The organism is Hymenobacter sp. (assembly GCF_035709525.1).
In the GTDB taxonomy this organism is placed as follows: Bacteria; Bacteroidota; Bacteroidia; order Cytophagales; family Hymenobacteraceae; genus Hymenobacter.
Map to the genome: position 1 here is coordinate 1 of NZ_DASTEP010000166.1, position 21761 is coordinate 21761.

Here is a 21761-nt window from a genome sequence, read left to right on the forward strand (position 1 = left end):
CACGGGCGGCGGGCAACACACGCGTAAGCTCGCCGCCCGTGTCACCAAGTTGGAGTTTGGTGTTACTTCAGCAGTGCATCAATCGTGCCCGTTGCCACCGAGTGGTAGTTGGGCCGCGCTTCCTTATATATACGTTGCGCCCGCGCCTGGCCGCCGGGCGTGGCCAGCAGCGCCCGGTACAGCGGCACCAGAAACTTGCGCCGCCCCACGTGCCGCAGAAAATTCTCAAGCGCCGCATCGGCCGCCCCGTAGCCCGCCCGCAGCGCCAGCGGAAACCACGCCGCCAGAATCTCGGCATTGCCGGAGGCCGTGAAGTGAAACGCGGCGTCGAGCGCACCCAGGTCGGCGGCGGTCAGCGTAGCCGGCAGGCCTTGCAAGAAATGCACCCACTCGTGGCTGCTCCACTCGGTAGTTGTCGGTTGTAAATCGGCGGGCGCAGCACCGGCTGCGAGTTGGACCAAGGCAGCATCTACGGCATCGAAGCGGGCCGAATGGGCCACGGGCGCATTGACCGGCAGGCCGGGGCCGTCAATCCAGGCGGCCAGGTGCAGGCGCTCGGCTAGGCCGGGCGTGGGGTCGAGCAGTTGCTTGGTCAGGTAGGCGACGAACGTATCGGTAGTCATACTCTGAAAACTGAACCGGGCGAAGTATTCCTTAATAAAAACATCGAGCCGGGGGCGGCCCACCAAGCGCTCCAGTGTCAGCAGCAGCAGGCAGCCTTTCTCGTAGGCGATGTCATTGAGGCCTTCGTCGGGGTCGCGGCCAGCCAAATGCAGCCGCAGGTGCGTAGCCGGGCTGTTTTCGCCTAGCTCTACAATTGTTTCGCGCAGGCCGGCTTCGCCCAGCACTTGCAGCATATCAGCGTAACTGCTTCCATATAAGCGCTCCATGATGCGGCGCTCGAAGTAGACCGTAAAGCCCTCGTTGAGCCAGAAATCATTCCAGGTTGCATTTGTAACCAGATTGCCGCTCCACGAGTGGGCCAGCTCGTGCGCCACCAGGCTCGTCAGGCTGCGGTCACCGGCCAGAATTGTTGGTGTTACAAAAGTTAAGTGCGGGTTTTCCATGCCACCAAATGGAAACGAAGCGGGTAACACAAGTAAACCATAGCGCTCCCACCGATATGCCCCATACAATTGTTCAGCAGTAGCTACCATTTGTTCGAGGTCGGCAAACTCGTAGCTCGCCTGCGGCAGAGTCGCCGGCTCGGCGTAGATGCCAGTGCGTTCGCTCAGCGGCGCGAAGTCGAGCCGGCCCACGGCCAGCGCCAGCAGGTAAGCCGGGATGGGCTGCGCCATCCGAAACTGGTAGCGGCCATCGGGCGCAGTGGCCTGCGGGTTTTCGGCGCTCATTAGCGCCAGCAGCTGGCCGCGCTCGGTCCCGAGCACTTCCACCGCCGCCTCGTAGGTGAAGCGGACGCCCGGCGAGTCGGGGCAAGGCAGCCAGGTGCGCGCCAGAGTGGCCTGCGACTGGGTAAACAGAAACGGGTGCGCGCCGGCCGTTTGGGCCGGGCTCAGCCACTGCAAAGCCGCCGCCTCGGGCACCGTGCGGTAGGCCACGCACACGGCTGCCGTGCCCGTCGGCACCTCGATGCGCAGGGCCTGCCCTAGCACTGGGTCGGCCGGGTCGAGGTGGTAGGCGGCGGCCGGGCCGCCGGCCGTTTCGCCCAGGTGCACGCCTTCAATTTGCAGGCCGCGCGTGTCCAAGATAAGCTCGGCCGTTTGAGCAGGAGCGGGGCCGGCCGGGGCGTCGGCGAGCAGCCAGGTAGCGGTGCCCGCCAGCGTGCGCTGGCCGAAATCAACGGCTAGCTGCAAGCGCAAATGCCGCACCCGCCGGGCGCTCTGGCCGGCGTAGCTATGAGGGTCGAGCAGCGGCAAAGTAGCTGGGTGCGGCAGGGGTGCGGGAACGATGGAATCTGGGAGGGATGGCGTAGTAGGCATTTGCGAGATGGCGTAAAAAGGAGAAATTACAGGGTGGTTTCAGGAGCTTGTTGGGGCGCGGTGGCGGCTCTGAAACGCCAACTTGCGCGCGCCCCAAACCCTCACCGACTACTCATTGCCTACGTTGGTTTTTGGGGTCTGGTACTCCGCTAGCGGGCCGGTGGCGGCAGCGCCGCTCACCTGCGCCCAGCTCGCGTTTTGGTGGTAGTCCATCCTTGGTGCCTCCGGCTTCCGCTAGATTTTGGGGCCGCCGCTGCCTCCGGCGCATGTGCACGAGTGGCTTTTGCGGCGCGCCTCCTCTCCCTTCGGGAACCGTTTTTTGGCAATTGCCTCCCGAAATAAATCAAAAACCAAGCCTTGCTTTCGCTGCAATCCTCCCTGCTGGCGCGTACTTTGCAGGCTGGCTTGCCCATTCACTGGGCAACCTGCCCGCCGGCCGCTCAGTAAACGCTACTACATACGCTAGCCCACGTTGGGCCAGCGGTTCGGTTTTCCCTTTTTCCTCGATGCGTAGTAAGCTCCGTTTTCATTTTTTAGTACTCGCGTTCTGGCTGGGCTTGCTCAGCCTGCCGGCGCTGCTGGCCTCGTGCGGCGGCAGCGGCGACCAGACTGGCACGACCACGACGGGCGAGATTAAGCAGCCCATTGCCACGGCCGGCCCCGCCCCGCGCCTCGACAGCCTGTACGTTATCCGGGCCATGCAAGCCAATGCCCGCTTCAAGGCGCAGGAGCGTTGGGCACGCAAATTTTACCGCGAGCGCGATTTCCGCCTGGCCTGGTTTAAAGACCATACGCTCGTGCCGCAGGCCGAAACCATGCTGGGCGTAATAGCTAAAGCCAAAGATGATGGCCTGGACCCTAAAAAGTACCAGGACAGCGGGTTAAACAAGCTACTGAACGACTTCAAAAGCGTTCAGGATACGGCGCGCCGTAACCAATTGGAGCGTCAGATTGACGTGGCACTGTCGGGCACTTACTTCAGCTGGGCCTCGGACTACTACCGCGGCGTAGCCAATCCGCGCGATACCAAGAACGACGCCTGGAAGGTAAAGCGCAATAAAATCAAGCTCGACCGGGCGCTGCTCACCATCCTGCGCGAGCGCGAAAGCACCTACCCGTACTACGATTTTGCGCCGCTGCACCCCGAGTACGACAACCTCAAAAAAGCCCTGGCCCTGCTGCGCGCCCGCCAGGAAGCCGGCGGCTGGCCTACCCTGCCCGCCACCACTAGCCTCAAGCCCGGCCAGGCCTCGCCGGTAGTGGGCCTGCTGCGCCAGCGCCTGCTCGGCAACGAAACCGCCGGCCCCGCCGCCCCGGCCACCGCGCCCGGCCAGGCCCTGCCGGTTGTCAATAAAGAGCCTGCCCCGACCACGGCCGAGGTCTACGGTCCCGAACTGGTGACGGCCGTCAAAAACTTTCAGCGCGACGCTGGCTTGCCACCCACGGGCCTCGTGAATGGCGAGACGCTGCGCCAGCTCAACGTACCCCTGAGCGCCCGCATCAACCAGGTTATTCTGAACATGGAGCGCTGGCGCTGGCTGCCCAAAAAGTTTGAGCCAAACTACCTTCTGGTAAACATCCCCGAGTACCGCCTCTACGTGTACGAGGAGGGCAAGCAGGCCCTGACGATGCGCGTCATCGTGGGCAAGACGCTCAACGCGACGCCCGTGTTTTCCGACAAGATGGAGTACGTGGTGCTGTCGCCCTACTGGAACGTGCCGTTCAGCATTATCGACAAGGAAATGCGCCCCCGGTTGGTGTCCAACCCGCGCGGCACCCTCGACCGCCTCGACATGGAGGTGGTCAAAGGCTACGGCCGCAAAGCCAAGGTTATCGACCCCACCACCGTGGACTGGGCCAACGTGACGCCGGCCACTTTCAAGTACACGCTGCGCCGCCGGCCCGGCCCCAAAAATGACCTGGGCGAGGTGAAATTCATCTTCCCCAACTCCAATGACATTTACCTCCACGACACGCCGCACGACGCGCTATTTTCGCAAACGGCCCGCAATTTCAGCCACGGCTGCGTGCGCGTGGAGAAGCCCGTGGAGCTGGCCACCTACCTGCTGCGCGACTACCCGCAGTGGGACCAAACGACCATTCAGGACACCATTGCGCAGCGCCGCGAGAAGTACATTACCCTCAAGGAAAAGCTGCCCGTATACCTGGTTTACCTCACGGCCTGGGCCGACGCCAACGGGCACATCCACTTCCGCAACGACATCTACGGGCACGACAAGGCACTCGCCAAAGAGTACTTCGGCTAAGTCTAAGTTAGCCTCGCCTGAGCGCCTACTGTCACGAATCTATCAACCCCACTTCGTTAGTTTCTTTTGAGCCTGGAGCTCGTAGCCTGCTAATTCAGGCTACGAGCTCCAGGCTTTTTCATGCCCCTACGAGCGCTTGTCTAACACATAGAATAGGCTAATACTTAGCAATTATGACTACGTCGCTTGAAGCATTTAGTGCCATTTACAAATGGAATAATCTCTGGAAAAAAATTCTTGTCACATCAAATGCAGCTTCACACAATTGTATAAAAATAGCAAAGCAGTTGCTTGTAACAAATGTATTAGATACGGATTTCCCATTCTGTTCACATTATGCAATGATAAATACATTATTAAACAGGCTTCCTAATCAGAGAGAGTTCTGTACATTTGTGATGTCATTGATTAATTATGGTAAACCGCATTCGCGAGCTGCTGGATGCCCGTCAGCTCAGTCCTACCCAGTTTGCCGACCTTATCGGGGTAGGCCGTCCAGTCATGAGCCATATTCTCAGCGAGCGCAATAAGCCGAGTTTGGAAGTGGTCCAGAAAATTCTGGATGCTTTTCCCGATGTGTCGCTGGCTTGGCTGATGAAGGGCACCGGCCCCATGCAGGCTGAAGTAGCGCCCACGCCGGCCGTAGCTGCCGCTCCGGTAGCAGCGCAGGTCCCCGTCGCGGCGGCTACTCCTGCTCCGCTACCCGTGCCACCCACACCAGCAGCAACTGTTGCGGCGGCGGTTGCTGAGCCAGTCGTGGCTCCGCAGAAGCCTCAACCACAGAGTTTTAGGCCCACTACTGCGAGCGTAGCCCAGCCAGTAGACGCGCCCGCGCCACGCCCCCTCCCGCCAAGGTTTCGCCCAGCCGGAGCGCTGGCTGCGCCGGTGGCAGTTGCTTCCACAGTTTCGCCCGGGGCAGTTGTGGCCGGGGCAGCTACTGCGGTAGCGCCCCCCACCCTGCCGCCTGCCGTAGCAACAGCGGCTGCGCCAGCCGAAGCCTATACAATGGCTCCCGCACCCGATTCCTATGCTACGCCGGCTGCTTTTGCCAGCGCCCCACCGGCTGACCCGGCCCCAGCATACCAGCCGACTCTTTTTGCGCCGCCCGCACCTGCTGGTCCGGCTACTTCGCTAGCCTCACCACCGGCGGCCGCTAGTGTGTTACCCGCGCCAGAGCTACCTACTATAGACTCCGCCGCTACGGAGGTAGCGGCACCGGCTCCCAACCCAGCGGCGGCGCTCTCCTTTTTGGGCGAGCCGGGCAAAGCCATTCGCCGCATTGTCATTTTCTACCGCGATGGCTCCTTCAGCGACTACGTGCCCGAGGGCTACTAGTTCGGCTTTTGTATAGGTTACCTGGGGCGTGCTATCGACTTTTCGTTGGCAGCCCGTCCCAAACCACCTGGCAAACCGAGCTGGGAGCCTTTATAAAGCCAGCGAATAAGCAGCCGCTGGTCCTGGCATTCTCGTAGCCTGAGCTACGCAGTTCTTAACAGTACACAGGCGGCGGGGCATCGTTTTGGCAAACGTGCCAACTAGCCAGAACACCGCCCTCACCGCTTGCTTTTTATCAGCGGCCTACCTTCTGCCAAACCGAGGTATTTACAAATCTAACATCACCAACTACCCCTTGTACTCAGCTGAACAAACTAAAATCAGCGGCTGACCTACTTATCTTTAGCTACTAGTAAAATTGGCTGCTGCCTTTCAAAATAGCCAGGGCCATTTCACCTAAAAGCAACCAGAAAATCGTGGTAGTTATCCTCATGAATCTTATTTTTTATGGTAGTACAAAATTATTTCGTGCTACCTGGAGCACTCCTAGAGCCCCCTCTTAATGAACCTGCTTGCCTTACGCCACAGCGTAGTCTCTCTATAAAAAATACCACGCTTAATTACAGCTTACATCAAACAAACATTGCAGTTTTTATTTCATCATAAATCACTATCAATCAAGCCATCATAAGTCACAGTAAAGAATTTTATTTAAGCTTATTTAGTCTGATACAAAAACATCGCTGGTATTTTTTTTATCCAAGCATAATACCAACCTAACGAACGGCGGTGCTACTTCAATAACCACTGCCACCTGCTAAAAGCGCTATCATGCCGCAGCCTTGCGCAAGTACTATTTGACACCAGCCAATAGCTTTCGCAGCCGCAAGCTATTCGCATCCTTTCTAAAGCGAATGTAGCTGCTAATTCCTTAGCTAACCAAACTGGCACCTGCCACTATTACCTATTAAGTACGAGCAATGGTTTTTGGGATGGCGGTTGGCTTGGCTTTAGGTAGCTGCCCCTAGCTTCGGGCAAGCAGATTGCTGGCCCGGCCGCCGCATTGGCTGGGACTAGCGTGCAGAAATTCGTGGGCTGGAGTAGGCTAGTTTTGGCGGCTGCGGCTTACCTTCGCGGCATGAAACGTCTGCGCACTTACTCCTTGCTGCTGGCCGCCAGCGCGGCCCTGTTCCTCACCGCTGCCTGCTCGGTTGCCCCCGATGCGGAGAAAGACCCCAGCGCCGATGCCGCCTACAAGCGCTCGCACCGCGCCGAAGGCTACCGCGAAGCCCAGCGCAGCAACGTCAACTACTAGCCTGCGAAAGCACCGGCCCAGCCGCCGCCTCGCTTAGAAACAGCAAGCCCCGGCTACCTCATGGTAGCCGGGGCTTGTTTTTTGGGCTGGTACGGACCAATGGCTCTACGCCAGGGTAGCGGCGGCGGGAGCAACCTCTGGCTCGAAGGCGGGGAGCGGCAGGGAAGCCAGCAGGCGCTGCTCGAGCAGGTCAGCCCAAGTGCGCAGGTACAGCACCACGTCGTCGCGCTGGTTGTGGCGCAGGGCGTTGCGGCGCTCGAAGGGAATGGCGGCCCGCACGGTGAGGTCATCGAGCTTTTCGAGGGCCGTGAGGTCTTCGCGGGAAAAGCCCAGGGCCATCATTTCATCGATGGTTTGGTCGAAAGGCAGGCCGCTGGTGGGGCAATAATCCACGAGCTGGCGCTCCCAGTCGCCGTAGCGCTGCATGGCCTGGGTATGAATTTCGGCCTTGGTGAGGCGCGTAATGGTTTGGGCGAGGTGGCCGCAGTTGCAGCTGCCCATGTGGCCCCACTGGTACGGGGCCTCGGTGGCGAGGCGGCGGGCGGTGTCGCGCAGCGCCTGAATAAGCGGAAGGGAAACGCGGGAAGTCATATCCAAAAACAAGCTAATGGGCTGACAAAAGGAGTGCTGCTAGAAGGCAAGCCGGCCGTTTTTTGTTTCCACTAAGCTAAAAAAAGCGTTCCGGTTTTGCAAGCTCTTAGCTGAGCCCCCAAAACCGGAACGCCTTAACAATCGGGCTAGTGCCCTACGCCGGGGCTAAAAGCTGCCCCGCAACCTCCAGCGGGCTTATTCGGAGCGACGGCCACCGCCGCCCTGCGAGCCACCCCGGCCGCCCGACCAAGACCGCCCGCCCGAAGAGCGGCGCTCGCTGCCACCGGCCGACGATGACGAACGCTCGCCCGCTGCCTGGGGCCGGCCGCCGCCGCGCTGCTCGTTGCGGCCGCCGTTGCTGTTGCCAGTGGCCGAGCGCGGGGCCCCGCCCCGGCCGTTGGTGTGGCCGCTGCCGCCCCGGCCCTCGCGGGGCGGGCGGCCGGCCGGGCCCTTGGGCCGGATGATGCGCTCGCTACCGTGCAGCGACACCGGAGCCACGCTGGCCGTGGTGAAGGGGTGGTCGCTGGCCACGTCTATCTGCTTGCGAATGAGGCGCTGAATATCTTGTAAATAAGCACGTTCCTCGCCTTCTACAAATGTAAACGCTGTACCGAACGCCCCCGCCCGGCCCGTGCGGCCGATGCGGTGGACGTAGGTTTCGGGCTCGTTGGGTACTTCGTAGTTGATAACGTGGGTCAGCTCGTCCACGTCAATGCCGCGGGCGGCGATGTCGGTAGCTACGAGTACGCGGGTGGTGCCGGCCTTGAAATTGCTGAGGGCGCGCTGGCGGTGGTTCTGGCTTTTGTTGCCGTGGATGGCTTCGGCCGTAATCTTGACTTTCTCCAGCGTCTCGGTCACTTTGTTGGCGCCGTGCTTGGTGCGCGTGAACACGAGCACGCGCTTGATGGCGGGGTCGCTAAGCACGTGGCGGAGCAGGGCGGGCTTGTCGTTTTTATCGACCAGAAACACCGACTGCGTCACCGTGTCGGCGGTGCTCGACACGGGCGTGACGGCTACCTGCACGGGGTTGGGGCGCAGGATGGAAGCCGAAAGGTCTTTGATGGCCTGCGGCATGGTAGCCGAGAAAAACAAACTCTGGCGGCTGGCCGGCAGCTTGGGCAGGATGCGCTTGATGTCGTGGATGAAGCCCATGTCGAGCATGCGGTCGGCTTCGTCGAGCACGAATACTTCGAGGTGCTGAAGGTTCACGTAGCCCTGGCCCATGAGGTCGAGCAGGCGGCCGGGCGTGGCCACCAGTATTTCGACGCCGCGCTGCAAGGCCTGCACCTGCGGGTTTTGGCCTACCCCACCGAAGATAACCGTGGAGCGCAGCTGCGGCAGGTGGCGGCCGTAGGCCCGGAAGCTTTCGCCAATCTGGATGGCGAGCTCGCGGGTGGGCGTGAGCACGAGGCAGCGGATGCGGCCGCGCGGACCCTGGGCGCCTTTCTGGGCCTGGGCGGTTTGGTGCAGTATCTGGAGGATGGGCACCGAGAAGGCGGCCGTTTTGCCGGTGCCGGTCTGGGCTACGCCGAGCAGGTCGTGGCCTTCGAGCACCTGCGGGATGGCCTGCTGCTGAATGGGCGTGGGCGTGGTGTAGCCTTCCTCGCCCAGGGCGCGCAGGATGGGCTCAACTAAATTGAGGTCGTTAAACGTCATAGGGGTGTGGGGAGCCGCCCGCCCAACTGGCGGCGACTCGGGGCGGGGCCAGCGGAGTGCCCCGGTAGGAAATAATTTTTTGGGATAAAACAGCCCGCGCCTTTTGCCGCTACTGCGACGCCGCCGGCCGACTAGCCGTATAAGCGGCCGGCAGCTGGTCCGCAACCAGGCTGCCCGTGGCGGCAAAGGTACCGCCTAATTTTGCAAGCTTATGAAAATAACGAATCGCTGCCGCGTCTTCGACGGGCATTTCAAACTCAACGAGCTCACCATCCAAACCGCGCAGGGCGACGAGCTCAAGCGCGAGCGCTTCGACCCCGGCCACGCCGTGGCGGCGCTCGTCTTCGACACAGTGAAGCAACAGTACCTGCTGACGCGCCAGTTCCGCATCGGCCCCGAGGCCGACCTGCTCGAAATCGCGGCCGGCATGATAGACCACGACGACACGCCCGACGCCAGCATCCGGCGCGAGATTCATGAGGAGCTGGGCTACGAGGTCGATAGCCTCACGCCCATCGTCACGATGTGGTCGTCGCCGGGCGTGAGCGGCGAAACCATCGCGGTGTACTACGCCGAGGTGAGCCGCCAAACCGGCGCGGGCGGCGGGCTGGCCGCCGAGCACGAGCAAATCGAAATCGTACCCTTCACGCGCGAAGCCCTCTTTGCCGAGCCTTTGCAGGATGCCAAGACGCTGCTGGCCGTGCAGTGGGTGCGGCTGCACAAGTAGGCCGGCTCGCTTGGGTTATACCTTATATATATGTCGCCTTCCCTGACCTGGTCCGAGTTCGAGCGCGTGGACATCCGCGCCGCTACTATTCTTGAAGCGCGGGAGTTTCCCGAGGCCCGCAAGCCGGCCTACCAATTGCTGCTGGATTTTGGGCCGGAAATCGGCCTCCGAAAATCGAGCGCCCAGATTACCCACCACTACACACCCGCCACGCTGGTGGGCCGGCAGGTACTGGCCGTAGTCAATTTTCCGCCCCGCCAGATTGGGCCGTTTCGCTCCGAGGTGCTGGTGCTGGGCGTGCCCGATGCCGAGGGCCACATCGTGCTCACGGCGCTGGCCGCGCCGGTGCCCAACGGCAGCCGGGTTTTTTGAGGGTAGGTTAGGTAATGGGTAGTTTGAGTAATAAGCGTAACAAGCCAGGCGGAGGCCGCCCTAGGCCCATTACGCTTATTACTCAAACTACCCATTACCCAAATTACCTTACCACGGATGCGCGCCCTCGGCGGGCTTGCCGCCGTTGAGCTGCGTTTGCCGGGCTTGCAGCGAGTCGATAACTTCCTTGTAAATCTCGTTCATGTCCTTGTCGTGGAGCGCGTAGTAGCGGTAGCTGTGTTGCAGCAGCGAGTCGGTTTCCGACACGTTGTTTTTCCACAGCAGCTCTTTCTTTTTACTTTGAAACAGCGCCCGCGCCGAATCGGTCGAGAGGCGGCTGGCCTCAATCTGGGCTTCGAGCAGGTGCAGCTGCACCAGCAGGCTCACCATTTTCTCGCGGTGCAGCAGCTGCGCCGGCGGTGTCACTTTTTCGGGAGTGCTGCAGCCGCCGAGCACGGCTAGCAGCAAGCTGGCTACCAGCAGCGGCCGGCCAATGGCGGAACAAGTATCTTTCACCTTTAGTGGGGTTGGCGCTCAAGCATAATCTGGAAACGAGAAAAGACCAGGCGAGCGTATTTCTTCCCAAAAATAACCCTCGCGCCGTAGCTTCGCCTTTGCCATGCCCGCCCCCGATGCTTCTGCTACCCCGTTTCCGGCCAGCCTCGCGGGGCTGGTGCGCCGCCTGCGCCACCTCGAAATCCGGATGCGCCACGCCGTGGAAAGCCAACTGCAAGGCAATTTCCGGTCGGTATTCCGGGGCACGGGGCTGGAGTTTGACGACGTGCGCCTCTACCAGTACGGCGACGAGGTGCGGGCCATCGACTGGGCCGTGAGCAGCAAGGGCCACGGCACCTTCGTCAAAACCTACAAGGAAGAGCGGGAGCAGCAGGTGCTGGTGGCCCTCGACGTGAGCGCCTCGCAGCGCGTGGGCCACGCCGCCGCCAGCCAGCGCAAGCTCGACGTGGGCCGCGATGTGGCCGGGCTGCTGGCGCTCTCGGCCGCCCGCCAGGATTCGGCCCTGGGGTTGCTGGCTTTTTCCGACCAGAAGGAGCTGTATTTGCCGCCCGCCAAGGGGCTGCGCCCGGCCTACGCGCTTATCCAGCGGCTTTTTGCGCTGGCGCCGGCCTCGCGCCACACGGGCCTGGCGGCGGGCATTAAGCTAGCCCTGAGCCTCTTGCGCCGGCGCAGCCTGGTAGTGCTCATCTCCGATTTTATCGACGAGCACTACGAGCGCGAGCTTGCCATGCTGGCCCGCCAGCACGACCTGCTGGTGGTGCAGCTGCTGGCCCCGCACGAAACGGCGTTTCCGGCGCTCGGCATCGTGCCCCTGCGCGACGCCGAAACGGGCGTACTGCGCTGGGTCGATACCTCGGCCCCGAGCTTCCGGGCCAGCTACGCCGGCCAGACCGCGGCGCGCCAGCAGGCCCTGCAAACCCTTTGCCGCCGCCAGAAAGTAGGCTTTCTGGCCCTGCGCACCGACGAGGACTTCGTGCCGCAGCTAGTAAGCTTGTTTCAGCGGCGCGGCCACTAATCGAGTTAGGAGTTTTGAAGTATGCGCTATGAGTTGGTAAAAAATTTTCGGCAGGATGTTCACGTGCGGAAAAGCCCTGCGGGTAATGCTTGCCTGCTGGCTTTGCTACTCCTGGCCAGCTTTTCTACGGCAAGCGCGCAGGGCCCCACGGGGCGCTTTTCGCGCGCGGCGGTGGCCGTGGGCCAGCCGCTCGACTACGAGCTGCGCTACGAGCACGCCCCCGACGAGGAGGTGGTTTTTCCCGATTCGCTGGCCCACTTTGCGCCCTTCGAGTACGTGGGCCGCAGCTGGCAGCCCACCCGCACCCGAAATGGCCGCAGCCTTGACCGCACGGTGTACCACTTGCGCACGTTTTCGCTGGCGCCGGTGCAAGCTTTGCAGCTGCCGGTGCTGGTGCTGCGCCGCACCGACACCCTGCGCCTGCTGCCGCCCGCGGCCCAGGTGCAGCTCCGGCGCACGGCCCCCGCGCTGCCCGCCGGGGCCACCACGCCGCCCGCCCTGCGCCAAGACCTAAGCCCGCTGCCGCTGGAGCCGGCAGTTAACTATCCTTTTTGGCTGGCGGGGCTGGCCGGGGTGCTGCTGCTGGCGGCGGGCGTGGCGGCGCTGTTTGGCCAGCGCTGGCGGCGGCGCTACAGCCTCTACAAGCGCCGCAAAAACCACGTGTACTTCCTGGCCCAGTTTGCGCGCCACGCCGAGCGCTTCGCGCTTTCGCGCTCGGCCCCGGTGGCCGAGCGGGTAGTAGTTCTGTGGAAAAACTACCTGTCCAGCCTGGAAAACACCAACCTCAGCTCGCTGACTACCAAGGAGCTGGTCGAGCACTTCAACAACGACGACGACGTGCGCCGCGCCCTACGCGCCACCGACCGGGTAGTGTATGGCAACCTGCTCAGCGAAGACGCGCAGGAGGTCGATGCCGCGTTTCAGAGGCTGCGCAATTTTGCGGAGCGGCAATACGAATCGCTAAACGCCTAGCCCCCGGCCGCCGGGGGCCGTGCACCAAAAAAGGCTCCGGAAGCTGCCGCCTGGGCAGCTTCCGGAGCCTTTTTTAAGGGAGCTTAGACGCTGGGTCTACTCCGCCAGCTGCGACAGGAACGAGCCCGTCTTGGCCTGGCCGGTGCCGCCCTTCTGCGCCACGCGGCGGCCTACGGTTACGTCGACCGGGGCCGACGTGGTCAGCAAGCCATCGGTGGTAGTCACCTGGGCAGTGAGGGTGTGAGGGCCCGCCTGCGGGGCGTTCCACTTACACTGGTAGGGGTTGGCGGTGGCTTCGCCCACCTTCATCCCATCTACGAAAAACTCGACCAGGCTAACGCCCGGCGCGCCGGAAGCCAGTTGCACCGCCGCGCTGATGCTAATGGCGGCCGCGCCGGGCACGTCGCCGCTGGTAGCTACCGGCGAGGTAATGGCCACGGCCGTACCGATGGCCACGCCAGTGCCGGGGCCAGGGTTGGTGCTCGTGCCACTCACTTGCAACAGCACCAGGTATTTGCGCATGCTGCCATTAGCCGTGACCGTGATGGTAGCGCTGTAGCTGCCGGCCGCCAGGCTGCCAATGGTCGCCTTCAGCGCCAGGGCGCTGCTGGCGCGCTCGTCGGTGATGAGGCCGCTGGCAGTGGGCAGCGTCAGCCAGGCCGCGTCGCTGCTGGCCGTCCAGTTGAGCGGGCCCATACCCGAGTTCCAAAGCGTGAGCGAGGTAGTGAGGGGCGCCGCACCGGCCGCAGCGGCCAGCTCCAGCACGTGAAAGGGCGCTTCGGTTTCGCCTTGCAGCACCGAGGCCGAGTAGGCTTGCGTAAAGCCGCTCGTGGTGTTTTCGCGCAGGAAGGTACCCGTCGTGCCCTTAAGGCCAAAGCTCACGGGCACGGGCGAGGAAAACGCGTTTTTGTAAAAAAACTGGTCGGCAATGCCCTGTCCCTGCGAGGGGAAGCCGTTGGGCAGCCCAAGGTCGCCGCCGGTAGAAAAGCCTTTGAGCGACGCCTGAAAGGTGTTGTGCTCGTACACGAAGCTGCTCAGTACCTGCCGGCGGTTATTGGCCATGATGATGTTAACGATGGCCGACTGGTTGATATTGGTCGTCTGGTTGTTGCGGTAGGTAGCGCCAAACAGGTTCGAGTTGCGGGGCGAGGGCATATAGCAGCCGTTCAGAATGCCCCAGCGGCAGTTATCGACCTTGTTATTGGTGAAGAGCCCGAAGAAGTTGGGGTCGGGCTCCGTCCCGTTTTGCGTCGACCAGTTGGTTATCCCGATGCGCAGGTCGTGCAGCGTGTTGTTGGCCGCGATAAAGTTGGTGGTAGCGCCGTAGGGCTCGATGCCGGCCGAGGCGTTGTGAATAGGCGTGGTGACGGAGTACGCCTTGCCATCCAGGTTGTTGGCGTACATCACGGTCCGGTCGTTGGTATTCGCCAGCGCGATAACGCTGGTGTTATCGGGCGGCACGTTCCAGGGCGTTTCCAGCGTGATGGTCGGGCCGTTGTAACCCACCACCCGCCGCGACTGCCCTACCCCGGTGCCCCGCGTGATGATGGCGTAGTGGCTGCTGGCGAAGGCCTGCGAGAAATTCGACAGCGTGGTAGTAGTGGGCGTCGACGACACGATGATACCCGTCCAGTCGGTGAAGTAGCCTTCCCACATAAACTGCTCGCCCGAGTTCTGGTCGGCCCCGATGGGGCGCACGGCCAGGTCTATCGACGTATTGTTGCCAATGTAGGTGCCGCGGGCGCTGCCAAAGTTGCCGCGCCCGGCGTAGAAGCGCCCTTTGCCCCAGCCCGTGCTGTCGGCCGGGTTCGAGGGGTTGTAGTCCTGGCAGGTCGAGTTGGTGAGGCTGATGCCATCGCCGCCCCACGAGTCGAGGGCCATTTCCGCGTCGTTGGTCAGGCGGAAGCGGCAGTTGTTGAAAAACAGCTGCGAGCCGTTGCCCAGGTAGCTGGTTTTGCCGATAAACTCGCAGGCCGTCACGTATACACCGAGGCAGTCCTGCAATTCCAGAATGTTGTAGTCCTGAAAGGAAAACTGCACGTTGGTTATCCACACCTCCTTGCTTCCGCGCAGGTAGATGGGGTCGCCGTGCGTGCCCCGGTAGTTATGGTTGCCATCGAAGGCCATATCGCGGATTTCCACGTTTTCGCCTCTGCAAAATAGCATCGCGTCGGTATTGGCCGAAAAGTTGGGGCTGCACACCACCCGCGAGCCATGGCCCTGCCCCTGCCAGCGCGTGTTGCTGCTGATTTCCAGGCGCTCGCTAATCATGAACGTACCGTTTGGGAAGTACAGGGTAGACCCCGGCACCAGCTTGGCAGCGGCCAGGGCGCGCTTGAGGCCCTGGGTATCGTCGGTGCGGCCGTTGCCGGTCACGCCGTAGTTGTACACGTTCAGCACGGGGCCGTTCAGCTGCATTCCGCCGTACACGGTCAGCTTCAGCGGCCCGCTCCAGCCGTATTGCTGCCCGTGGCCGTTGTGGGTCCACACTTCGTAGTCGCCATTACCCAGGTTGGTGGGCACCGTAAATATCACCCGGTAAGGGTTTACGCGCTTCACGTTGGCCCACTGGCCAGCCCCGCCGGCCGGCTTTATATATACGTACGAACTCAGCGTATCATTGTCGTGCGCCAGGTTGCGGCCATACACCGATACGGTGCCGCCCCGGGTGGCTTTTTGTGGCCCTACCCACCAGGCATCGGTTTGGTTTAGCGCAATGGGCTGGCCGTAGCCGCTTTCATTGCCCGGCCATACCAGGTACATGCCCCACTGCGCGGCCGACGCCGGCAGCGTAAATACCGTTTTGTTGGTATCGACGCGCTGCACGCTAGCTTCTTTCAGCGTGGGCGTGCCGTCGTACAGCTTGAAGCGGGTGTCCTTGCCCCGGCTGTTGTCGTTGTATTTTGAGAGGCGGCTACCCGTGAGCAGCACCGTTTCGTCGGGGCCGGCGGTGCGGGTCCACTCGGCCCCTACCGGCGTGTTGGCAGCTGCCGCGCCGCTCATGGTCGGGGCAAAGGCATCGCCCGGCGGGGCCGGGGCCGGCGAAGGCATGCTATAAGCCGTGAAGGCCGGGTAGCTGCTTTGCGCCGCGGCCGGCGGCGGGCAGCCCACTATCCCGGCCAGCAACGCCAGCCCGGCGAGTGCCCACTGCGCCCGTGCGCCACGCATAGGGCTGCTAGTTAACTTCTGGCAATAATCTAATATAAAACGACTAGTCATAGCAACACGCGGCAAATAAAAAGTACAAATACTATCGGAAAGCAAATTTACTTTGACACGCTGTCGCAAAAAAATCTTCGTCAAATAATCCATGATTTTTGTAAAATTACTGCAAAAACTAAGCGGAAATTACGTATTAATACGTAGGCAGAGAGTATATAAAATTTATTTTTCTTAGGAGCGGGCGCAGTCCTGTCTCTTTTTTATTCAAAATTTAGCCAGCCACTTTTAGTTGGCTTATTTGAATACCAGCAAAAGGCGGGTGGGAAAGCACGCCGGTGGGAGCAGCGAGCGCAGTGTAATGGTCCTCGAGCGTTGGCCCCGGTGGGATGTCGCTCGCCAACGCGGCCGAATAAAGGTTGCTACTGGCTGACTGGCCGCTCGGCACGGCAGTAGGTCGCGCAATTTACTAAAACATAAGGCACTAAAGCAAGCCCTTGCCAAAAGAGCCGCCAGCTGCCTTACTTACAGGCAGCTAGCGGCTCTTTATCAGGGGTACTTTTGTGCGCAAGGCGGGCGCTAGGTGGTGCGCACAAACGCCGGCTGCGGTGCCTGCCCCTTCACCCACTGGTAAAGCTCGGCGGTATCGCGGGCTACCTTTTCCCAGGTAAAGCTTTGGCTGACGAGCTGGTAGCCGCGCTGCCCCATGCGCTGGCGCTCGGCCTCGGGGCAGGCCATGAGCTGCCGGATGCCCGCCGCGATGCTGGCGGGCGTGGGCTCGATGGGCAGCGCCGCCTGGTGGGCAAAGCCCTCGGGAATATTGCAGAACGAGGTCATTATTACCGGCAGCTCGTATGACCAGGCTTCGAGCACGGCCATGGGCAGCCCCTCGCTAAACGAGGGCAGAATGAAGGCATCGGCCTGGCGGTAGCGGCTGTCCTTGGCATTGCCAAACTGCCCGCCCACAAACTGCACCGAGTCGGCCACGCCGAGCTCCTGCGTCAAGCTCACCAATGATTGCAGGTAGGCCTCGTCGGGCGTCGTGCCCGCGATGGTCAGCTGCCAGTCGTGCTGCGCGGGCGCGGTCAGCGCCCAGCCGCGCAGCAGCTCGGCCAGGCCCTTCTTGTGGTGCAGCCGGCTCAGGTAAAGTAGGGTTTTGCGCTGCCCCTGGGCGCTGGGCTTGGGCGGCGCGGTGGCCGCAGCGGCAGCGGGCAGCACCACACCGTTCGGAATTATTGCCACCGGATTTTTCAGGCCGAATGCCCTGATAGCCTCGTATTCAGACTCGCAAAGGGCCTGAATGCAGGCCGCCCGGCGCAGGTGCGCGTCTTCATAAAGTAGGCGAACCAACTTTTTCTTTAAATCTTTGCTAAAAGATTGGCGCAGCTGCCACGGGTCCAGCATTCCGTGGGGCGAGATAATGTAGGGGGTGTGCGTTTGCGCGCAGTACTTGTTATTGACATACGAAAAGTACATCCATATCCCCTGTGTGTGAACGATATCCGGCTTGATAGCGCGTAGCTGCGTCGCGAGGTCGGGCGAGTAGGCCAGGTTGCTGGGACCCTTGGCCGTGTAGGTGTGCAGCGGCAGCGGGGCGTAGCGGGCGCGGTCTTCGGGCGAGTGTTCATCGTCGTGGAGCAGGTAATGCACCTCGGTGCCCTGCGCCGCCAGGCTGTGGCCCAGCGAGCAAACGGTGTTGAACAATCCCCCGGCATTTCGGGAGTTGGAGCTCCCAAGTAATAAAACTTTCATTTTTACGCAAGTAGCGCTGGTTATCAGCTGAATTAATTAACCTGAAGTATAAAGCCCTGGCAAGATAGGCACCGACTCGCCAAGTGGCATTGTATATTGCCGGACATTTATATAAATGCCGGCACGGTTCAGGTAATATGCTGGCGGGGTTATCCATGACATGAAGAAGCGGATTTTACTTATTGGTTATAATTTTTATCCTGAACCCACGGGCATCGGCAAGTACAGCGGCGAGATGATGCCGTGGCTGGCCAACCAAGGCCACGACTGTAGCGTGCTGACGGCTTACCCCTACTACCCCTATTGGCAAGTGCAGCCGCCCTACACCGACAAAAGCTCGTGGTACCTCACCGAACACATGCCCGTACCGGGCACGGGTAGCCTCACCGTGCACCGGGTGCCCATGTTCATTCCGCGGTCGCCGTCGGGGCTCAAGCGCATTCTGCTGGATATGTCATTTTCGGTGACGGCCTTCGCCAAGCTGACGCAGCTGCTCGTGATGCGGAAGTTCGACTACGTTATCGTGGTGGCCCCTTCCTTTCAGTTTGGCTTGCTGGGGGTTATCGGGCAGAAAATCTGGAAGGCCAAGCTGATTTACCACATCCAGGATATGCAGATTGAGGCGGCGCGCGACCTGCACATGATTCGGTCGGCGCGCGTCATCAACTGGATGTTTCGGGTGGAGAAATACATTTTTGACCACGCCAATACCATTAGCAGTATTTCGGAAGGCATGGTCGACCGCATCGCGCAAAAAGCGAAGAAACACGTGACGCTGTTTCCCAACTGGGCCGATGTCAACCTCATTCACCCCCTGCCCGACCGCGCCGCGCTCAAGGTAGCGTTTGGGCTGGCGGGCACCGACCGGGTGGTGCTTTATTCGGGGGCCATCGGCGAGAAGCAGGGGCTGGAAGCCATCTTGTACGCCGCCCAGCACTTTGCCCCGCAGCCCGACGTGAAGTTTGTTATTTGCGGGTCGGGGCCTTACGAAAAAAACCTGCGCGCCCTGGCCGATAGCCTGCAGCTGCACAACGTGGTGTTTCTGCCCCTGCAGCCGGTCGAGCGGCTCAACGCGCTGCTCAATATGGCCGACGTGCACTTGGTCATCCAAAAAGCCAACACCAGCGATTTGGTGATGCCTTCCAAGCTGACCAATATCTTGTCGGTAGGCGGCCTGGCCATCGTTACGGCCAATCCCGACTCGACCTTGCACAAGCTGGTGAAGAAATACGACATCGGCCTGCTGGTGCAGGCCGAAAACCAAACGGCCCTCAATGCCGGCCTGCACACCGCCCTCACGAGCGATATGGTGGCCATCACCCGCAATGCCCGCGCCTACGCCGAGCAGTACCTGGCTATCGACAACGTGATGCGGACGTTTGAGCAAGAAGTGCTTAGCGACTAGCCGGCCTGGCTGGTTGCTACCCATTGGCTAGAAGAACTCCCTTTCTATGAAAAAAGCGGCCGGCTGAGTAGCCGGCCGCTTTTTTCATAGAAAGGGAGTCTGTCTTTCGCCGCTGGGTGCGGGCCTAGAAAACGTGCTCGTTTTTGCTCAGGGCCTGGCGCACGGTCAGCAGCACGATTTTCACGTCGAGCCAGAAGGTTTGGTTTTGCAGGTAGTAGATGTCGGCGTTTACGCGCTTGGCCATGGCGCTCAGCTCGCGGGTTTCGCCCCGGTGGCCCGATACCTGCGCTAGGCCCGTGATGCCGGGCATGCCGCGGTGGCGGTCCATGAAGTTGTGGATGACCTGCGAATACTCTTCGGTGTGGGCCAGCATGTGGGGGCGCGGCCCCACGATGGACATCTCGCCGAGTAGCACGTTGATGAACTGCGGCAGCTCGTCGAGGCTGCTTTTGCGCAGGTAAGCTCCTACCCGCGTGATGCGGGCATCGCCGCGGCGGGCTTGCTTGGTTTCGGAGTCGGCATTGACGCGCATGCTCCGGAATTTAAAGCAGTAGAAGGATTTGCCGTCTTTGCCGGTGCGCAGCTGCTTGAAGAAAACCGGGCCGCGCGACTCCAGCTTAATGAGTACCGCGATGATGGGTATCAGCCAGCTGAGGAGCGCCACGGCTACCAGCAGCGCAAACACCATGTCAAACAGGCGCTTGCTTTGTGGCGTGCGGACTACCGGGCGGGCGTCCGTAAGCTCCATAGTGGTGGCGACACCATTGCGGCCAGATAGTACAGATAATGTGTTAGACATAAAAGCGGGCTTTGGCAACTTACGGGGAAGGGCAGCGTATTCAAACATCAATATTACAGGTGCCAACGCACTAAAAAAAGCGAACAAGCCAATTTTTTCCCGAAATAGCTATATTTTACAATTTCGCAGTCGGTTTTGTATTGGTTTTGTTCAAGGCGTAACAATTCGTTAATACCGGCTCACCGCGCCGAAGGCTGTGCGGCGCGAAGCCACCGGCGGTTTTTCAGCCCTACCCCGGCGCGGGTAGCAGAAGCCGGTTTTTCCTGGGCTGAGCGCCCGGCCGCGCGGCTACCTTTGCGGCATGGAGTATCAGCTTACCAAACTAGCCGCTATCGATATTGGCTCCAACGCCGTGCGCTGTCAGATTTCGGCCGTGCTTTTTTACAATGGCCGCTACCGGCTCAAGCGCATCGAGTACGTGCGCTACCCGCTGCGGCTGGGCGAAGACGTGTTCGCCACCGGCGAGATTCCGCCCGCCAAGGCCGATAAGTTCGTCAAGTTTCTGCACGCCCTCAAGCTGCTGATGGAAGTGCACGAGGTATCGCACCACCTGCTGTGCGCCACCTCGGCCATGCGCACGGCCCGCAACGGGGCGGCCATTGCCGAGCGCATCCGGCAGGAGCTGGGCTTGAACGTGCAGATAATCGACGGGCAAGACGAGGCGGCGTACATCAACCGCGTAATCGAGCACCTGCTCGAAGACAACCGCCACTACCTGCACGTGGACGTGGGCGGCGGCAGCACCGAGTTTAACATCTACCACGACCGGCACAAGGTGGCGGCGCAGTCGTTTGAGATTGGCTCCATCCGCCGCATGCAGCAGGAAGAAAGCGGCCGCACCGTAGAAGAAATGAACGGCCTGTGGCAGCGCATGGAAGCCTGGGTGCGCGAAAACGCGCGCCGCTACCACGTGACGCGGGCCATTGGCACGGGCGGCAACATCGGCAAGCTTTACAGCATGTCGGCGGCCTCGCCCAACAAGCCCATTACCCGCCGCAGCATTCAGGCCCTGCTCGAGCGCCTGGGCAAGCTCAGCATGAGCGAGCGCGTAAACGTGGCCATGCTCAACCCCGACCGCGCCGATGTTATCGTGCCCGCCGGCCACATCTATTTGTCGGCCATGGAATGGGCGGGCATTCACAGCATGATAGTGCCCGACATTGGCCTGAAAGACGGCCTGCTGCAAGCGCTGTTTGAGCAGTATTTCGATGAAATCAGCCCCAGCGAGCACCCCAGCCAGCTGCCCGTGCCCGACGTAGAAAACGGGCCGCTGGTGTAGCCTCTTTTCCTTACTTTTATGCCACACTTAGTAGTGCTCACCGGGGCCGGCGTATCGGCCGAGAGCGGCATCCGCACCTTCCGCGACACCAACGGGCTCTGGGAAGAGCACCGCATTGAGGACGTGGCCTCGCCCGAGGGCTTTGCCCGCAACCCGGCGCTGGTGCTCGACTTCTACAACAAGCGCCGCGCCCAGGCCAACACCGTAGCCCCCAACGCCGCGCACCTGGCCCTGGCCGGCTTCGAGGAAGTGCCGGGCTGGCAAGTCAGCATTATCACCCAAAACGTGGACGACCTGCACGAGCGCGCCGGCTCGACCCACGTGCTGCACCTGCACGGCATGCTGAACGAGATGCGCTCGGTGGCCGACGAGGCCACCGTGTACTACTGCGACGGCGATATCCACGTGGGCGACCTCGCCCCCGATGGCTCGCAGCTGCGCCCGCACATCGTGTGGTTTGGCGAGATGGTGCCGGCCATCGAGGAAGCCGCCCAAATCGCGGCCACGGCCGACGTGCTGCTGGTGGTGGGCACCTCCTTGCAGGTGTACCCGGCCGCCGGGCTGCTGCACTACGCCCCGGCTGGCTGCCCGGTGTACGTCATCGACCCGCACCAGCCCGAGGTGACGGGCCGGCGCGGCGTGCGCTACGTGGTGGAGGCCGCCAGCGTGGGCGTGCCGCAGGTGCTGCGCGAGCTGGCCGCTGTACCGTAAGCTTTAGCTT

Annotated in this window: 17 protein-coding genes and 1 pseudogene; 11 read left to right on the forward strand and 7 right to left on the reverse strand. The window is 61.5% G+C overall.

Annotated features, from left to right (window positions below):
* Positions 1-62 precede the first annotated feature (62 nt).
* Complete coding sequence (locus VFO93_RS14230; RefSeq protein WP_325135052.1) at positions 63-1940, reverse strand: M1 family metallopeptidase; 1878 nt, start codon at positions 1938-1940, stop codon at positions 63-65.
* A 506-nt stretch (positions 1941-2446) separates the two neighbouring features.
* On the opposite strand from VFO93_RS14230, the gene VFO93_RS14235 reads away from it, so the two are divergent.
* The 4 genes and pseudogenes from VFO93_RS14235 to VFO93_RS14245 all read left to right on the forward strand — a co-directional run bounded on the left by VFO93_RS14235 (position 2447) and on the right by VFO93_RS14245 (position 6797).
* The gene (locus VFO93_RS14235) at positions 2447-4207 is read left to right on the forward strand and encodes a L,D-transpeptidase family protein (protein ID WP_325135053.1); all 1761 of its coding nucleotides are present in this window, start codon (positions 2447-2449) and stop codon (positions 4205-4207) included.
* Positions 4208-4621: 414 nt separating this feature from the next.
* A pseudogene (locus VFO93_RS22385) lies at positions 4622-4741 on the forward strand (helix-turn-helix domain-containing protein); the annotation flags it as partial.
* A 624-nt stretch (positions 4742-5365) separates the two neighbouring features.
* On the forward strand, positions 5366-5542 hold the full coding sequence (locus VFO93_RS14240) for a hypothetical protein (protein WP_325135054.1): 177 nt from the start codon (positions 5366-5368) through the stop codon (positions 5540-5542).
* Positions 5543-6620: 1078 nt separating this feature from the next.
* Positions 6621-6797 (forward strand): hypothetical protein, encoded by a 177-nt coding sequence (locus VFO93_RS14245; protein ID WP_325135055.1) that lies wholly within the window; start codon positions 6621-6623, stop codon positions 6795-6797.
* A 105-nt stretch (positions 6798-6902) separates the two neighbouring features.
* Here VFO93_RS14245 and VFO93_RS14250 read toward each other — a convergent pair whose 3' ends face one another.
* A complete protein-coding gene (locus VFO93_RS14250; protein ID WP_325135056.1) occupies positions 6903-7388 on the reverse strand; it encodes a hypothetical protein in 486 nt (161 codons plus the stop codon).
* 195 nt (positions 7389-7583) lie between these two features.
* Positions 7584-9044: a DEAD/DEAH box helicase gene (locus tag VFO93_RS14255; protein ID WP_325135057.1), complete on the reverse strand. Its 1461-nt coding sequence runs from the start codon at positions 9042-9044 to the stop codon at positions 7584-7586.
* Between the two features lie 211 nt (positions 9045-9255).
* Here VFO93_RS14255 and VFO93_RS14260 point away from each other — a divergent pair, with 211 nt between their 5' ends.
* Both VFO93_RS14260 and VFO93_RS14265 read left to right on the forward strand, forming a co-directional pair.
* Positions 9256-9771 carry an NUDIX hydrolase gene (locus tag VFO93_RS14260; protein WP_325135058.1) on the forward strand — a complete coding sequence of 172 codons (516 nt, stop codon included), beginning with the start codon at positions 9256-9258 and terminating at the stop codon, positions 9769-9771.
* A gap of 30 nt (positions 9772-9801) precedes the next feature.
* Positions 9802-10143, forward strand: a complete 342-nt coding sequence (locus VFO93_RS14265) for a tRNA-binding protein (protein ID WP_325135059.1) — start codon at positions 9802-9804, stop codon at positions 10141-10143.
* Between the two features lie 108 nt (positions 10144-10251).
* Here VFO93_RS14265 and VFO93_RS14270 read toward each other — a convergent pair whose 3' ends face one another.
* On the reverse strand, positions 10252-10659 hold the full coding sequence (locus tag VFO93_RS14270; protein WP_325135060.1) for a DUF4296 domain-containing protein: 408 nt from the start codon (positions 10657-10659) through the stop codon (positions 10252-10254).
* Between the two features lie 103 nt (positions 10660-10762).
* On the opposite strand from VFO93_RS14270, the gene VFO93_RS14275 reads away from it, so the two are divergent.
* Together VFO93_RS14275 and VFO93_RS14280 are read left to right on the forward strand one after the other, a co-directional pair.
* Positions 10763-11674, forward strand: a complete 912-nt coding sequence (locus VFO93_RS14275; RefSeq protein ID WP_325135061.1) for a DUF58 domain-containing protein — start codon at positions 10763-10765, stop codon at positions 11672-11674.
* Positions 11675-11737: 63 nt separating this feature from the next.
* A complete protein-coding gene (locus tag VFO93_RS14280; RefSeq protein WP_325135062.1) occupies positions 11738-12646 on the forward strand; it encodes a hypothetical protein in 909 nt (302 codons plus the stop codon).
* A 96-nt stretch (positions 12647-12742) separates the two neighbouring features.
* On the opposite strand, the gene VFO93_RS14285 is transcribed toward VFO93_RS14280, so the two are convergent.
* On the reverse strand, positions 12743-15814 hold the full coding sequence (locus tag VFO93_RS14285) for a glycosyl hydrolase family 28-related protein (RefSeq protein ID WP_325135063.1): 3072 nt from the start codon (positions 15812-15814) through the stop codon (positions 12743-12745).
* A gap of 570 nt (positions 15815-16384) precedes the next feature.
* A complete protein-coding gene (locus tag VFO93_RS14290; protein WP_414653588.1) occupies positions 16385-17509 on the reverse strand; it encodes a glycosyltransferase in 1125 nt (374 codons plus the stop codon).
* A 208-nt stretch (positions 17510-17717) separates the two neighbouring features.
* On the opposite strand from VFO93_RS14290, the gene VFO93_RS14295 reads away from it, so the two are divergent.
* Positions 17718-18962, forward strand: a complete 1245-nt coding sequence (locus tag VFO93_RS14295) for a WcaI family glycosyltransferase (RefSeq protein WP_325135065.1) — start codon at positions 17718-17720, stop codon at positions 18960-18962.
* A gap of 124 nt (positions 18963-19086) precedes the next feature.
* Here VFO93_RS14295 and VFO93_RS14300 read toward each other — a convergent pair whose 3' ends face one another.
* The gene (locus tag VFO93_RS14300; RefSeq protein WP_325135066.1) at positions 19087-19710 is read right to left on the reverse strand and encodes a sugar transferase; all 624 of its coding nucleotides are present in this window, start codon (positions 19708-19710) and stop codon (positions 19087-19089) included.
* A 352-nt stretch (positions 19711-20062) separates the two neighbouring features.
* Between VFO93_RS14300 and VFO93_RS14305 the strand changes: the two genes are divergently transcribed.
* Together VFO93_RS14305 and VFO93_RS14310 are read left to right on the forward strand one after the other, a co-directional pair.
* Positions 20063-21040: a phosphatase gene (locus VFO93_RS14305; protein ID WP_325135067.1), complete on the forward strand. Its 978-nt coding sequence runs from the start codon at positions 20063-20065 to the stop codon at positions 21038-21040.
* Between the two features lie 18 nt (positions 21041-21058).
* Positions 21059-21751, forward strand: a complete 693-nt coding sequence (locus VFO93_RS14310) for a Sir2 family NAD-dependent protein deacetylase (protein ID WP_325135068.1) — start codon at positions 21059-21061, stop codon at positions 21749-21751.
* The last annotated feature ends 10 nt before the right edge of the window (positions 21752-21761 follow it).

What these genes read in the sequence shown, in the direction of transcription:
- VFO93_RS14305 (WP_325135067.1), top strand. Translation starts at nt 20,063, where the DNA reads ATGGAGTATCAGCTTACCAAACTAGCCGCTATCGATATTGGCTCCAAC.
- VFO93_RS14250 (WP_325135056.1), bottom strand. Translation starts at nt 7,388, where the DNA reads ATGACTTCCCGCGTTTCCCTTCCGCTTATTCAGGCGCTGCGCGACACC.
- VFO93_RS14295 (WP_325135065.1), top strand. Translation starts at nt 17,718, where the DNA reads ATGAAGAAGCGGATTTTACTTATTGGTTATAATTTTTATCCTGAACCC.
- VFO93_RS14275 (WP_325135061.1), top strand. Translation starts at nt 10,763, where the DNA reads ATGCCCGCCCCCGATGCTTCTGCTACCCCGTTTCCGGCCAGCCTCGCG.
- VFO93_RS14255 (WP_325135057.1), bottom strand. Translation starts at nt 9,044, where the DNA reads ATGACGTTTAACGACCTCAATTTAGTTGAGCCCATCCTGCGCGCCCTG.
- VFO93_RS14245 (WP_325135055.1), top strand. Translation starts at nt 6,621, where the DNA reads ATGAAACGTCTGCGCACTTACTCCTTGCTGCTGGCCGCCAGCGCGGCC.
- VFO93_RS14265 (WP_325135059.1), top strand. Translation starts at nt 9,802, where the DNA reads ATGTCGCCTTCCCTGACCTGGTCCGAGTTCGAGCGCGTGGACATCCGC.
- VFO93_RS14230 (WP_325135052.1), bottom strand. Translation starts at nt 1,940, where the DNA reads ATGCCTACTACGCCATCCCTCCCAGATTCCATCGTTCCCGCACCCCTG.
- VFO93_RS14260 (WP_325135058.1), top strand. Translation starts at nt 9,256, where the DNA reads ATGAAAATAACGAATCGCTGCCGCGTCTTCGACGGGCATTTCAAACTC.
- VFO93_RS14300 (WP_325135066.1), bottom strand. Translation starts at nt 19,710, where the DNA reads ATGGAGCTTACGGACGCCCGCCCGGTAGTCCGCACGCCACAAAGCAAG.
- VFO93_RS14235 (WP_325135053.1), top strand. Translation starts at nt 2,447, where the DNA reads ATGCGTAGTAAGCTCCGTTTTCATTTTTTAGTACTCGCGTTCTGGCTG.
- VFO93_RS14310 (WP_325135068.1), top strand. Translation starts at nt 21,059, where the DNA reads ATGCCACACTTAGTAGTGCTCACCGGGGCCGGCGTATCGGCCGAGAGC.
- VFO93_RS14285 (WP_325135063.1), bottom strand. Translation starts at nt 15,814, where the DNA reads ATGCGTGGCGCACGGGCGCAGTGGGCACTCGCCGGGCTGGCGTTGCTG.